12 protein-coding genes are annotated in these 12,950 nt (G+C 70.1%); 1 reads left to right on the forward strand and 11 read right to left on the reverse strand.

The annotated features are described in order from the left end of the window. Positions 1–18: 18 nt before the first annotated feature. The 6 genes from ACTWQN_RS36410 to ACTWQN_RS36435 are packed head-to-tail and all read right to left on the reverse strand — an operon-like array spanning position 19 to position 6,128. A complete protein-coding gene (locus tag ACTWQN_RS36410; protein ID WP_443208223.1) occupies positions 19–1,182 on the reverse strand; it encodes a M20 family metallopeptidase in 1,164 nt (387 codons plus the stop codon). Then, positions 1,179–2,195 (reverse strand): ketopantoate reductase family protein, encoded by a 1,017-nt coding sequence (locus ACTWQN_RS36415; RefSeq protein WP_443208224.1) that lies wholly within the window; start codon positions 2,193–2,195, stop codon positions 1,179–1,181. The genes ACTWQN_RS36410 and ACTWQN_RS36415 overlap by 4 nt, the downstream gene beginning before the upstream one ends. Beyond that, positions 2,192–2,929 carry an SDR family NAD(P)-dependent oxidoreductase gene (locus tag ACTWQN_RS36420; protein ID WP_443208225.1) on the reverse strand — a complete coding sequence of 246 codons (738 nt, stop codon included), beginning with the start codon at positions 2,927–2,929 and terminating at the stop codon, positions 2,192–2,194. The genes ACTWQN_RS36415 and ACTWQN_RS36420 overlap by 4 nt, the downstream gene beginning before the upstream one ends. Further along, on the reverse strand, positions 2,926–4,209 hold the full coding sequence (locus ACTWQN_RS36425) for an MFS transporter (RefSeq protein ID WP_443208226.1): 1,284 nt from the start codon (positions 4,207–4,209) through the stop codon (positions 2,926–2,928). The genes ACTWQN_RS36420 and ACTWQN_RS36425 overlap by 4 nt, the downstream gene beginning before the upstream one ends. Further along, on the reverse strand, positions 4,206–5,108 hold the full coding sequence (locus ACTWQN_RS36430) for a polysaccharide deacetylase family protein (RefSeq protein ID WP_443208227.1): 903 nt from the start codon (positions 5,106–5,108) through the stop codon (positions 4,206–4,208). The genes ACTWQN_RS36425 and ACTWQN_RS36430 overlap by 4 nt, the downstream gene beginning before the upstream one ends. Before the next feature lie 18 nt (positions 5,109–5,126). Further along, positions 5,127–6,128, reverse strand: coding sequence for an Lrp/AsnC family transcriptional regulator (locus ACTWQN_RS36435; protein WP_443208228.1), 1,002 nt, complete (start codon positions 6,126–6,128; stop codon positions 5,127–5,129). A gap of 432 nt (positions 6,129–6,560) precedes the next feature. Here ACTWQN_RS36435 and ACTWQN_RS36440 point away from each other — a divergent pair, with 432 nt between their 5' ends. Beyond that, positions 6,561–7,019: a PPOX class F420-dependent oxidoreductase gene (locus ACTWQN_RS36440; protein ID WP_443208229.1), complete on the forward strand. Its 459-nt coding sequence runs from the start codon at positions 6,561–6,563 to the stop codon at positions 7,017–7,019. 56 nt (positions 7,020–7,075) lie between these two features. Here the strand turns inward: ACTWQN_RS36440 and ACTWQN_RS36445 are convergent, their stop codons facing one another. From ACTWQN_RS36445 to ACTWQN_RS36465, 5 genes are all read right to left on the reverse strand, one after another. After that, on the reverse strand, positions 7,076–7,747 hold the full coding sequence (locus ACTWQN_RS36445) for a DUF998 domain-containing protein (RefSeq protein ID WP_443208230.1): 672 nt from the start codon (positions 7,745–7,747) through the stop codon (positions 7,076–7,078). A 48-nt stretch (positions 7,748–7,795) separates the two neighbouring features. Next, positions 7,796–9,106 carry an MFS transporter gene (locus ACTWQN_RS36450; RefSeq protein WP_443208231.1) on the reverse strand — a complete coding sequence of 437 codons (1,311 nt, stop codon included), beginning with the start codon at positions 9,104–9,106 and terminating at the stop codon, positions 7,796–7,798. Beyond that, complete coding sequence (locus tag ACTWQN_RS36455) at positions 9,103–10,473, reverse strand: NAD(P)/FAD-dependent oxidoreductase (RefSeq protein ID WP_443208232.1); 1,371 nt, start codon at positions 10,471–10,473, stop codon at positions 9,103–9,105. The genes ACTWQN_RS36450 and ACTWQN_RS36455 overlap by 4 nt, the downstream gene beginning before the upstream one ends. Positions 10,474–10,524: 51 nt before the next feature. Beyond that, a complete protein-coding gene (locus tag ACTWQN_RS36460) occupies positions 10,525–11,085 on the reverse strand; it encodes a helix-turn-helix domain-containing protein (protein ID WP_443208233.1) in 561 nt (186 codons plus the stop codon). Between the two features lie 208 nt (positions 11,086–11,293). Continuing rightward, positions 11,294–12,784 carry an amidase gene (locus ACTWQN_RS36465; RefSeq protein WP_443208234.1) on the reverse strand — a complete coding sequence of 497 codons (1,491 nt, stop codon included), beginning with the start codon at positions 12,782–12,784 and terminating at the stop codon, positions 11,294–11,296. Between the last annotated feature and the right edge of the window lie 166 nt (positions 12,785–12,950).

Genomic DNA, 12,950 nt, shown 5'->3' on the forward strand with positions numbered 1-12,950 from the left:
CCCCCCCCCCCCACCGAACTACCGGGCCAGCGCGGCGAGGACACCTGCGGCCAGGGCGGCGCGTTCGATCATGCCGCTGACCGTGGCGTGCTCGCTGCGGGCGTGCGCCCCGGCCCCGACCGCGCCGATGCCGTCGAGCACCGGGGTTCCCGCGGCGAGCACGAAGTTGCCGTCGCTGGCGCCGCCCACCGCGATCTCCCGCAGGTCCAGCCCCAGCGCCGCCGCGCATTCCCTGGCCAGTCCGAACAGTTCGGCCACGCCCTCGGTGCGCTCGAACACCGGCCGGTTCCACCCGCCGGTGACCTCGATCTTCGCCAACGGATCGACCGGGCTCAACGCGGCCAGCCCGGCGGAGATGCGGTCCTGCTCGGCGACGCTGGCCACCCGGATGTCCAGTTCGGCGACCGCCGACCCGGCCGTGACGTTGGGGCGCGTGCCACCGCGCACCACGCCGATGTTGACCGACGTGCCCGCGTCCAGGTCCTGCAACGCGCGGCAGGCGACGATCTGGTGCGCGAGCTCGTGCACCGCGCTCGACCCCGCGGTGGGATCGAGCCCGGCGTGCCCTTCCTCGCCGGTCACGGTCACGGTGAACAACCCGACCCCCTTGCGGGAGGTCTTGATCGCACCGTCGGCGCTCGCCTCGAAGCACAGCGCCGCCCGAGCGAGCTCGGCTTCCTCGCGGATGACGCCCGAAGACGCCTTGCTCCCGGTCTCCTCGTCGCCGTTGAGCAGCAGCGCGAAGGCGGGTTTGGGCAGCCCCAGCGCGTCCAGCGCGCGCAACGCCCAAACCGCTTGCACCAGGCCAGCTTTCATGTCGAAGACCCCGGGTCCGGTCAGCGTGTCACCGGCGCGGTGGAACGGGATCTCCTCGATCGTCCCGAGCGGCCACACCGTGTCGTAGTGCGCGAGCAGCAACAGCGGCTCCCCCGCCCCGGCATAGCGGCGGATGCTGATGTCACCGGCGCCCTGGCGTTCGTGCAGCTGCCGTCCCTCGGGCTGGCCCAGCCGCTCGTCGAGCCAGTTCTCCAACCAGTCCAGGCACTTCGCCAGGGCGTCGACGTCGTCGCTGGGGCTTTCGATGCGCACGTAGTCGCCGATGTCGGCCAGGATCTGATCCTCGCGCTCCGCCAACCAAGCGCGGACCGCCTCGGCCTGCTCGTCGGTCAACACGGTGTTCATGGGGCTCCTTCCGGTTGCTGCGCCAGTCTGTCAAGTTCGCGAAGCCGCGCTTCGGACATCCCGCTCGGATCCCGCTCCAGCTCGCGCAGTCCGTCGAGCACGGTCCGCAGCAACGGCACGTCGGCCTGGTCCAGCAGGCTCCGGTAGTGGGTGGTGACCTCGACCGGCCGACGCCGGACCGCGAGGTCCCGCCAGATGCCGCTGCGGTCCTTGGGCTGGGTGCGCAACCACGCCACCAGCCGCGCCGTCGCGGCCTGCCGGTCCGTCGCGGCCGCACCGCGGGCGAAGGCCGTCGGCTCGAACGCGTCGAAGGCCTCCAGCGTGATCCCGAGGTCTGTCGCGATGTCGAAGACCTCCTCGGCGAGCGCGTGCATCGCGGTGGCGTGCCGTTCGATCAGGTCGGCCATCGGCGCGTCGGCCAGTGCGGTCGCGGCCAGCATCGCGCCGAAACCCGCTTTGGCCCAGAGGAATCCGTCGACGTTGTCGCTGGCCCGCGCCGGTCCCCACGCCTGCAGGTCGTGCACCAGGTCCAGAATCCGCCGCGACACCGCGGCGCCGCGCGGCTCGCCGACCACCAGCGCACCCGCCCCGCCATCGCGCACCACACCGGGCTCGACCACGTCGGCGAAGAGGTTGACGAACGCCGCGACGGTGCGCGGCCAGCCCACGTGCTGGGCGATTTCCGCTTCGTTGAACCCGTTCTGCACCGACACGACGAAGCCGTCCGGGCCGAGCCGTTCGGCGATCCACTTCGCCGCCACCGGAGTGGCCTGCGCCTTGACCGCGAGCAGCACCCGGTCCAGCGTGCCGGTGAACTCCTCCGGCGTGCTCGCCGGAAGCGCCGCGGCGCTGCGATGTCCGGCCCGTTCCAGGCGCAGCCCGTGGTCCCGGATCGCCTGGACGTGCGCCGCATCGGCGTCCACGATCGACACGTCGTGCCCGGCTCGGGCCAGGTCGAATGCGAGCGTGCCACCGATCGCGCCACCGCCGACCACGGTGTAGCGCCCGGTCATCGGGCTGCTCCGGTAGCCGATGGCCAGAGCCTGGGCAGGTGTGCGGCACCGGCGTTCGAGCCCCCGTCGATGCGCACGACCTCCCCGGTCATCCACGACGCCTCGGGCCCGGCGACCCACCGCACGGCGCGCGCGATGTCAGCCGGGGTTCCCGGGCGTCCCAACGGGTTTCGCGACATCACGGTGGTGTACTCCGGGGTGACCGGGTTGCAGTCGCTGCGCACCGCCACGAATCCGGGACTGACCGCGTTGACCCGGATCGAGTGCTCGCCCAGTTCGAGCGCGGCGGCGCGGGTGGCCATTTCCAATGCCGCCTTCGAGCTCGCGTAGGGCCCGCCGCCGGGTCGGGAGCGCAGCGCCGCCCCGGAGGAGATGTTCACCACCGACGCGGGCCGTCCGGCCTCGATGGCCAGGTTCGCCAGCGCCTGGGTGGTCAGCACCGGTGCGCGGACGTTCAGCGCGAAGATCCGGTCCCACTGCTGGGCGCTGACGTCGAGCATGTCCACCGATGGGTAGATTCCGGCGCAGTTGACCAGCACGTCCACCGGCGCCCGCGACCACGCCTCCCGCACCACCCGGGCCGGTTCGTCCGGTTGCACCAGGTCCGCGATGAGCGCGTCCGGGCCGGTGATGTCGACCGAGGTGATGAGTTCGGCGCCGTGGTCGGCGAATTCCCGCGCGATGGCCCGTCCCAGTCCACCCGAGGCTCCGGTGATCAGCACATGACCGGTCACTTGAACTCCTTGTCCTTGGTCTCCGGCATGGTCAGGTACACCACCAGCGACACCAGTGCCGCGACGCTGACGTAGATCCACAGCTGGTCGCGGTATCCGGCCTCGCTGAGCCAGGTCGTGATGTACGGCGCCGTGCCGCCGAAGACGGCCACGGCCAGCGCGTACGGCAGCGCGATCCCGGTCGCCCGCACCTCCGGCGGGAACTGCTCCGCCATGATCACCGCGCAGTTGGCCGAGTAGCCCAGGATCAGCAGCATGCCGACCAGCTGCACGACCACCAACATGACGAAGCTGCCGTTCATCAGCGCGAGCAGCGGCCAGGCCAGCACCACGAACCCGGCGGCGAAGGCGCTCATCGTCGGCTTGCGCCCGATCCGGTCCGAGAGGATCCCCGCGAACGGCAGCAGCACGATGAACACGACCAGGCAGAGCGTCTGCGACAGCAGCGCCTGGTTGAGCGGAATTCCGGTGGTGATGTGCGCGTAGGTCGGCAGGTAGGTGATCCAGATGTAGTAGGTCAGGGTGCCCGCGATGGTGATGCCGACGACCCGCAGGGCCGCACGTGGGTGTTTCCGGAACATCGCCTTCAGCGGATTCGCCTTCGCCCGGCCATCGGCGGACATCGCGGTGAACGACTGGGTGTCCTCGACCGACACCCGCAGCCACAACCCGATCAGCCCGAGCAGTCCGCCGACGACGAAGGCCAGCCGCCAGCCCCACGAGTGCAGCGCGTCGTCGCTGAGCGTCGAGGTGAGCACCGTGCCGAGCAGCGAGGCGATCAGGGTGCCGCCACCGACCGAAACCTGCTGCCACGACCCGGCGAAGGCGCGGCGGCCGGGCACGGTGGACTCGACCAGGAACGCCGAGGACGAGCCGAACTCACCACCGGCCGAGAAACCCTGCACCAGCCGCGCGAACAGCAGGATGATCGAGGCGAAGATGCCGATCGTGTCGTAGTTCGGGGTCAGCGCGATCACGAACGACGAACCGGCCATCAGGCCGATGGTCAGCGTCAGGCCCTTCTTGCGGCCGTGCCGGTCGGCGTAGGCGCCGAGCACCGCCGCGCCCACCGGCCGCATCACGAACCCGACGGCGAACACCGCGAGCGTGGACAGCAGGCCGACCGCGCCGTCGGAGCGCGGGAAGAACTCGTCGGCGATGATCTTGACGAAAATCGAGTACAGCGCCCAGTCCACCCATTCGACGGCGTTGCCGATGGTGCCTGCGACGATCGCCTTGCGGTGCGTTTCGGTCAGCCGGGTGCTCGCGTTCGTGGTCATCTGCCGCTCCCCAACTCCGAGCTGGCCAGCTCTCCGAGCTCGGCGTGGGTGGCGAAGAAGACGTCGTGGTGTCCGCGGATGTGGTCGATCAGCTCGCGCAGGATCACCAGCCGCGACCGGTGCCCGATGACGTGCGGGTGCATGGTCAGCTGGAAGACCCCACCGGCCCGGTAGGCCGCGTCGAACTCGTCGATCCAGATCTCCAGCACGTCGCGCGGCCGGGTGTAGGGACGCACGCCGCCGTAGCGGTCCATGGTGAAGTACGGTGCGTCGTCGCGGATCCAGTCCACCGGGATCTCCACCAGCCCGGTCGGTTCGCCGCGCGCGATGATCTCGTAGGGCTCGTCGTCGGCCATCAGCGAGGAGTCGTACCGGAAACCGAGTTCGCGGATGGTGTCCAGGGTGCTGTCGGAGAAGTCCCAGGACGGCGTCCGGATGCCCACCGGCCGGGTGCCGGACAGATCGGTCAGCACGTCCAGGGCCCGCGCGATCAGATCCGTCTCGTCGTCCTTGCCCAGCAGTGTGTTCCGCTCGTGGATCCAGCCGTGCACCGCCAGCTCATGCCCGCCGTCCACATAGGACTTGATTTCCTCGGGGTGCAGCAGCGCGGAGACGGCCGGGACGAAGAAGGTCGCCGGGATCTCGTGGCGGGCCAGCAGGTCCAGGATCCGCGGCGCCGCGACGCGCGAACCGTACTCGCCCTGCGCAAGCCGCCCCGGACTGGTCTCGCCGTCGCGCAGCGGGATCGTCTCGTGGTCGGAGTCGAACGACAGCGCCACGGCGACCCGCGCGCCGCCGGGCCACGCGGCCGGGGCCAGCGGACGTCCCGCGCGCACGGCGTTGACGTGACCGCGCCACACTTCTTCCGGCCACTGCCAGGGAGCTGGTGATTCGGACATTTGCGCCTCCTTGGGGCGTCAGTGGAACCGGTCGACCCTGATCCACGCGCGTTTGAGCGTCGCCAGGTGCAGGGTCACGTCCGAGGCGGTCAGACCGGGCAACCGGCCGATCACGTCGTTCATGTAGCGCACGAGGTCTGTCCTGCGGGGCAGCACCATCTGACCGACGAGGTTGAACCGCCCGGTGGACGCGGCCAGGAACTTGGTGGCGGGATGTTCGGCCAGCCGCCGCCCGGCGGCCTCCCACTGGCCGGGCTCGACGGAGAGCCAGAGCATGAACTCGGCGTCGAAGCCGAGCAGTTGCGGTTCGGCCAGCGTGCGGAACTGCAGATTTCCCCGCGCGGTCAGGCGGTCCAGCGCACGGGCCACAGTGGATTCGCTGCGGCTGAGCTTGCGGGCGAGGGCGGCGATCGGCAGGCGCCCGTCGCGCGCCAGCTCGTCGACGATGGCTCGTTCGAGGTCCGGCAGCGCCTCCGGCGGCGCGTCCCAGTCGTCGCGGTCGTAGGGCAGCCTGGTCGATGGGCGCAGGTCCAGCGCCGCCGCCGGTGGCAGCAGGCCGGTGTCCCACAGCGGCGCCGAGGTGAAGGTGCGGATCACCGCCACGTTCTCGGTGCCCGCGATGAGGTCGGCGCCGGGCAGGTCGGTGAACAGCACGTGCAGCATCTCGTCGTTGTCGCGGGCGACGAAGTCGACGATGAGATCCGCGGCGCCGGTGACGATGGCCAGGAACCTCGCCTCCGGTCGCGCGGCCAGCGCCTCGGCCAGTTCGCGTCCCTTGCCCGGTAACGCCTGGACGCGCACCAGCATCGACGTTCCGGCGTCGGTGCGGTTGAGGTCGGCGACGCCGACGACGTGCAGCAGCCCGCGGTCGTGCAACGCGTTGAAACGGCGCTGCACGGTCGATTCGCTGGAACCCGCCCACCGCGCGATCGCGCTCCAGGGCGCGCGGCCGTTTAGCTGGAGCGCGGCGATGATGCGCCGGTCCAGTTCATCGGCCGCGGTGGTGCGGGGTTGCTGCACGGCGTCGAACGTTAATCCGCACCCCCACCTCGGTCAATGACGGATTCCCGCACCCAGGAGTCGCTGGGTGCGGAATCTTGCTACGGGCTCGTTAATCCGGCGTGGATACCTGCAAATCATCGGCTTTCTGCGGGCTTGCGGGAATGCCCCACAAAGATCTTGGAATCCTCCTGATCCACACTGGACCACGGAGTCGGGCCCGCCGCGAACCGCGCACACCTGGACCATCACCGCACGTGACATCGGTGGTGCGCGATTTCGCGTGCGCTTCGGCCCGGCGTTCGGATGGCTCTGGTCGTTTCGCGCAGGGTTCATGGCGGGGCGGCGGGCGATCCGTCCCTTTTGGACCTTTCAGCGGCGGCTGTGCCGGACCACTAGGCTGGTGGCGCACTCCGCCGCTTGAGGCGATCCACCAGAACAGAGGAGCCGTCCATGGCGATCGCCACCGCCGATCGAGTCGACCGCGATGCCCTGCTGGAGTTCCTGCGGCCCCGGCACCGGGGCATCCTGGTCACCACCCGGTCCGACGGCCGTCCGCAGCTGTCCCCGCTGACCTGCGGGGTGGACGGCGACGGGCGGATCGTCGTGTCGACCTACCCGGAGCGGGCCAAGACCCGCAACGCCCGCCGCGACCCGCGGGTGTCGATCTGCGTGCTCTCCGACGACTGGAACGGCCCGTACGTGCAGGTCGACGGCCGGGCCGAGGTGCTGGACATGCCGGACGCGGTCGAGGCGCTGGTCGAGTACTTCCGCTGCATCTCCGGCGAACACCCGGACTGGGACGAGTACCGCCAGGCGATGATCCGGCAGAACAAGTCGCTGATCCGCATCCACATCGAACGCTGGGGCCCGATCGCCACCGGCGGCTTCCCACCCAACCTCGCCCCATGAATTCGGATGAGGGGTGAGGGGCACCCGTGACCCAGTTACTTGGTCACGGGTGCCCCTCACTCCGCTGCGGTCACCGGTTGGCGGCGTGGCAAGAGGAGTGCGAGGGTTGCGAGCCAGGTGAAGCCGATGATGAGGGTCAGGCGTTGCAGTAGGCCGCCGATCGGCATCAGCGCCGGGTTCTGGGCGAAACCGACGCTGGTCAGCACGAAGCCGATCAGGAACAGCACCGCCGTGCCGATCGAATACACCGCCCACCTCCGGTGCCCGTTGCGGGCCAGCCGGTACCCCACGACGCAGCACGCCGCGGGCAGCGCCGTGAAGACCGGGGTCGAGAACAGGTCGTGCAGTTCGCCGTGCGCGGTTCGCACCGGGGCCATCGGCGGGGAGCCCGGCGGATAGCCGCTGATCGGATCCGTCGCGAAGAATCCGGCGCCGATCAGCCCGGCGCCCACCAGTCCGATCAGCACCGGGGCCCAGCGGCCACCGCCGATGCGCCGCAGCGCGGGCCGCAGCCCGACGGCGAAGCCGAGGACCAGCAGGCCGCTGACGATGAAGTTCGCGGCCTGCGTCCAGCCCGACTCCCCTATCGACAGGGAACTCACCGGATGCCGCAGCGGGCTGTAGTCCGCCCGGAACGCCCCTTCCACCAGGAACGCCACCACGAACAGCACCGGGCCGATGGCCCCGCAAGCCAACAGCACTCGCTCGAAGCGCCCAGCCTCGCCCATGCGAGGCAGCCTACGCCGGAGATCCGGAGCACCTCGGCGGGGCGAGCATCACGATCGCTGGACGGCGGGCACCGCCTGGTCCGCACCGGCCTTGCTGCGCGCGAGCACCCACAACGAGCAGAGCAGCGAGACGGCGACCAGGAACATGTGGTAGACGCTCACCGCGACGATCGAGCCCGTGCCGGTGAACAGGCCCTGGCTGATGATCGGCGCGGTACCCCCGATGAGTGCCGAACACAGCTGGTACGACAGGGAAATCCCGGTGTAGCGGACGTTGGCCGGGAAGGCCTGCGCGAGCAGCCCGGCCAGGATCGCGTAGTTCATCCCACCGGTGATGCCCACCGCCGTGATGCCCACCGCCGCCGGTACCGCGCCTCCAGTGCCCACCAGCAGGTACATCACCGGAACCGTGATCAGGTTGATCGTCAGCAGCACTCCGACGGTGCGCGCCACCCCGAAGCGCTCCGCCGCGAAAGCGCCGAACGGCTGCGTGACGAACTGCCCGATGCTGTACACCAGCAGCACGTCGAGCATCACCGATCGGTCCATGCCGATCTCGGTGGTCGACCAGGACAGGATGAACGTGGTGATGAAGTAGGTCGCGGCGATGCCGATGGAGCTGGCGAGCACGCCGAGCACCAGCGTCTTCGGATGCTTGGTGAGCACCTCGCGCAGTGGTGCCCGGACGATCGCCTCTTGCCGCCGCACCCGCAGGAACTCCGGCGACTCCTCGACCCGCAGCCGGATGACCAGGCCCACCACGACCAGCAGGGCCGACAGCAGGAACGGGATCCGCCAGCCCCAGGTCATGAACGCCTCGTCCGGCAGTCGCGTGATCAACACGAACGCCAGGGTCGCCAGGATCGAACCGGCCGGGGAGCCCTGCTGCGCGTAGGCGCCGAACAGGATGCCGCGCCCCTTGGGGGCGTGCTCCGCGCCGATCAGCACCGCGCCGCCCCATTCGCCGCCGACCGCGATCCCCTGCAGGCAGCGCAGCAGCACCAGCAGCAGCGGCGCCAGCACCCCGGCGGTGGCGAAGGTCGGCAGCACTCCGATCGCGGCCGTGGCCAGGCCCATCAGCACGAGGGTGACCACGAGCGTCTTCTGCCGCCCGATCCGGTCGCCGAGGTGGCCGAAGACCACACCGCCCAGCGGTCGGGCGAGGAAACCCACCCACAGCGTGGCGAAGGACGCCAGGATGCCCGCCGCCTGCGACGTTCCGGTGAAGAACAGCGGTCCGAACACCAGCGCCGACGCGGTGCTGTAGATGTAGAAGTCGTACCACTCGATGGTGGTGCCGATGAACGAGCCGAGTCCGGCTCGGCGGGCGGCCTTGAGCTTTGCGTCCACAGTGGTCACCGTCCGGAGATCAGGTCGGCGATCTTGGCGATCGGCGAGGTCGTGGTGCGGCCGCCGAATTCCGTCCGGTCGGCCGCGCGGTAGGCGGCGTACATGCCCTGCACTCCCAGCCAGCGCAGCGGTTCCGGCTCCCAGCGGCGAACCGGGTGATCCACCCACGGCAGCCGGGTGAGTTCGGTGTCGCGGCCCAGCAGCAGGTCTCGGACGGTCCGCGCGGCGAGGTTCGTCGCCGTCACGCCGTGTCCGGTGTAGCCGCCCATCCGGGCCAGCCCGGTGTGCCGGTCGAAGTGGATCGAGGCGCACCAGTCGCGGGGCACCGCGAGCACCCCGGACCAGGCGTGGTCGATCCGCAACGTGGCGGTGCTCGGGAAGATCCGCGTCAGGGTCTCGCGCAGCGCCTGCACGGTGCTCGCCCCGGTGCTGCCGCGCGGGTTCAGCCCGCCACCGAACCGGTAGGGATTTCCCCTGCCACCAATGGCGATCCGGCCGTCCGCGGTGCGCTGGCCGTACATGTAGGCGTGCGTCTGGTCGGACAGCAGCTCCGCACCCTGCCAGCCGATCGCCGCCCACGTCTCGGTCGGCAGCGGCTCGGTCACGATCATCGACGAGTTCATCGGCAGCACGCTGCGCCGCCCACCGGGCAACGACGAGGTGTACCCCTCGGTGGCGCGCACCACGTGTTGCGCGCGGACCGTGCCGAACGGGGTGTGCGCGGCACCCGGCTCGATGCTGGTCACCGGTGTCGACTCGTAGATCGGCACGCCGCCGCGCTCCACCAACCGCGCGAGTCCGATGGCGAACTTGGCCGGGTTGATGCGTGCGCAGTGCGGGTTGAACAGGCCGCCGAGCGCGCCGTCGACGCGGACCCGTTCGGTCAGTTCCGCCGCGGACAGCTCGATCTGGTCGACGTGGCCCCAGTGCCGGTCCGCCTCGTGCGAGGCGGTCAGCCGCGCGAGTTGGGCCGGTGAGTACGCGACGCGGAGGTAGCCGGACTTGCGGGCGTCCGCGTCGATGCCCTCGGTTTCGGCGACGGCGATCACCTCGTCCACGGCATCGGTCATGCGGCGCTGGAACGCCAGCACGGCGTCCCGGCCGCGCGCCCGCGCGTATCGCTTGGCGGAGCCGGGGATCTTCGCGCTCAGCCAGCCGCCGTTGCGCCCGGATGCGCCGAACCCGGCGAATTCCCTTTCCAGCACGGCGATCCGCAGGCTCGGATCGGCCCGCTTTAGGTAGTACGCGGTCCACAGTCCACTGTAGCCAGCGCCGACGATGCACACGTCGACCTCGCACGACCCCGTCAGCGGCGCACGTCGCGCGGGATGGCCGATCTGCTGGAACCAGAACGACACGTTGCCGTTGACGGCCATGCCACTCCTCCCCGAGAAACTCGAAATCCGGTGGGGCGAGTCCCCATCTGGCTAGTAGCTGGGCGGGCTGATGACCCAGAGGACCCGGGCGGCGGCCCCGGCGGTTTCGACCAGGCGGTGCGGTGTCGCGCTGCTGTAGTCGACGCTGTCCCCGGCGGCCAACCCGATCCGCTCGCCGTCCAGCTGCAGCTCCACCTGCCCGTCCAGGACCAGCAGGAATTCCTCCGATTCACCGTGCGTGTAAGGCTCGTCACCGGTTGAGCCGCCCGGGTCGAACTCGCCGATGAACACCTCGACGTTGCGGGCCGGTCGGGGGGTCAGCCGGTATTTGCGGCCGAGCACGCCGAATTCCAGGCCCGGCCGGTCGGCCAGCCGCAGCACCCGGGCCTTTCCGCCGCCTTCGTCGGCGAACAGGTCGCCCACCCGCAGGCCCAGCGCCCCGGCGATCTCGCGCAGGGTCGCGATGCTGGGGTTGGCCACGCCGCGTTCCACCTGGCTCAGGTAGCCCTCGCTGATCCCGGCGCGCTGCGCCACGGACAGCAGCGTCATGCGCCGAGCCTTGCGCAACTCGCGCAGCCGCTCGCCGACCGGCGTCTCACCGTCCTGCGACATCAAACCTCCCGAACCAGCAACGCCGAGCAGACTAAAGCGAACCCACACCCACACACAAGATTTCTGAGCTAACAACTCAGCCACCCACCACCGCGCCAGCGGGTCACCCGATGCGGACAAGGTGAAGGGCACCTTTGACCGGCATAGTCGGTCAAAGGTGCCCTTCACTCCTGACCCGGACGAGAATCCGGGGCCGCGCGGGTGGCGCTTATGTCGTTCGGGTTTCGTAGGCGTGGGCGGTTTGGTAGAGGGTTGCTTCGTCCCAGTGGCGGCCGATCAGCATCATGCCGACCGGTAGGTCGTCGACGGTCGCGCAGGGCAGGTTCAGCGCGGGGTGACCGGTCGCGTCGAACGGCGCCGTGTTGCCGATCATCTCGAAGGCGCGCTCGATGACCAGCTCGCGCGGCGCGTCCTCGGGCGGCAGCGGAGTCGCCTTCATCGGCAGCGTTGGCATGACCAGCACGTCGAAGTCCACCAGCGCCGCGTCGTAGGCGGCGGTCAGGGTGCGGGCCAGGTTCTGCGCCTTGGCGTAGGTGGCACCGCCGTAACGGCGCCGGAACAGGTTCCCGGCCAGCATCGACACCTTCAGCGACTCGCTGAACTCCTCGGCCCGGTCCTGCCAGCCGCGCATCGCCTCCAGCAAGCTCGTCACGTACTGGCCGCGCCAGTTCATGCCGAACCCGTTGCCGAGCAGCATCTGCCACACGTGCCCTTCGAGGGCGATCGGGTTCCAGATCGCCAGCCCCGAACTGTGCAGCGGCACCGAGACCTCGGCGACCTTCGCGCCCAAGTCCGACAGCACGCCCGCCGCCGCACGCACCGCCTCGTCGACGTCCGGCTCCGACCCGGCGGTGCCGAAACCCTCCCGCACCAGGCCGATCCGCAGTCCGGCGCAGTCACCGGTCAGCGCCCGCGTGTACCCGTCGCGGCGGACGTCGAGCTGTCGCGGATCGAGCCCGTCCGGACCGGCGATCACCTCCAGCATCAGCGCGTTGTCCGCGACGTTGGCGGTGATCGGGCCGGTGTGGTCGATGGTGGCCTCGATCGGCATGATCCCGGTGTAGGGCACCAGTCCGTGCGTCGGCTTCATCCCGACCGTGCCGCACCACGACGAGGGAATCCGGATCGAGCCGCCCTGGTCCCCGCCGATGGCCAGATCCACTTCACCGGCGGCGACGAGCGCGGCGGACCCCGAGGAGGAGCCTCCGGCGGAGTGCGTCGGCTTGTGCGGGTTGCGAACCGCCCCGCTCGCGTTGGTGTGCGAGCCGCCGGAGAAGCAGAAGTACTCGCAGTGCGCCTTTCCCACGATGGTCGCACCGGCCTCCAACAGCCTGGTCACCACCGTCGCGTCGACGTCCGGCACGTAGCCCCGCAGCGTTGACGCGCCGTTCATCATCGGAACCCCGGCGAGGCACACGTTGTCCTTGAGCGCAACGGTGCGGCCCGCGAGCGGGCCGTCGTCGCGGGTGCGCAGTTCGGTGCGCGCGTACCAGGCGCCCAGCGGGTTGTCGGCGGGCTCGGTCCACTCGCGCCGCGGGATTTCCGCCGCCGGTTCGGAAAGCTCGTCGACCACCCGGTAGGCCGCGACGTTGGGGGCGATGAGCGCCAGGTACGAGTCGGTTGTCGCGTCGTCGAGGTTCAGCCCCAGTTCTGCTGCTGCGGCTTGCAATTCGGCCCGATCCGGCTCAGCTACGGCCATCGCTACCTCCCAAATCGCGGATTCGGCGAGGCTACGCAGCCGAACGAGCCAGCGATAGACCTCAACGGGTTCTAGTGGTTTTGGGACCCGTGAATGGTCGTTCCGACGAGAACCGGGATTTCCACCCAGCATCCCAACCTCTTGGTGACCGTCGTCGAGTTCACGA

This window comes from Saccharopolyspora antiqui (assembly GCF_052246905.1).
Classification (GTDB): domain Bacteria; phylum Actinomycetota; class Actinomycetes; order Mycobacteriales; family Pseudonocardiaceae; genus Saccharopolyspora.

Excerpts from the sequence above, each read along its gene's own strand:
- ACTWQN_RS36425 (WP_443208226.1), bottom strand. The coding sequence starts at position 4,209 with ATGACCACGAACGCGAGCACCCGGCTGACCGAAACGCACCGCAAGGCG.
- ACTWQN_RS36460 (WP_443208233.1), bottom strand. The coding sequence starts at position 11,085 with ATGTCGCAGGACGGTGAGACGCCGGTCGGCGAGCGGCTGCGCGAGTTG.
- ACTWQN_RS36455 (WP_443208232.1), bottom strand. The coding sequence starts at position 10,473 with ATGGCCGTCAACGGCAACGTGTCGTTCTGGTTCCAGCAGATCGGCCAT.
- ACTWQN_RS36440 (WP_443208229.1), top strand. The coding sequence starts at position 6,561 with ATGGCGATCGCCACCGCCGATCGAGTCGACCGCGATGCCCTGCTGGAG.
- ACTWQN_RS36430 (WP_443208227.1), bottom strand. The coding sequence starts at position 5,108 with ATGTCCGAATCACCAGCTCCCTGGCAGTGGCCGGAAGAAGTGTGGCGC.
- ACTWQN_RS36445 (WP_443208230.1), bottom strand. The coding sequence starts at position 7,747 with ATGGGCGAGGCTGGGCGCTTCGAGCGAGTGCTGTTGGCTTGCGGGGCC.
- ACTWQN_RS36415 (WP_443208224.1), bottom strand. The coding sequence starts at position 2,195 with ATGACCGGGCGCTACACCGTGGTCGGCGGTGGCGCGATCGGTGGCACG.
- ACTWQN_RS36410 (WP_443208223.1), bottom strand. The coding sequence starts at position 1,182 with ATGAACACCGTGTTGACCGACGAGCAGGCCGAGGCGGTCCGCGCTTGG.
- ACTWQN_RS36465 (WP_443208234.1), bottom strand. The coding sequence starts at position 12,784 with ATGGCCGTAGCTGAGCCGGATCGGGCCGAATTGCAAGCCGCAGCAGCA.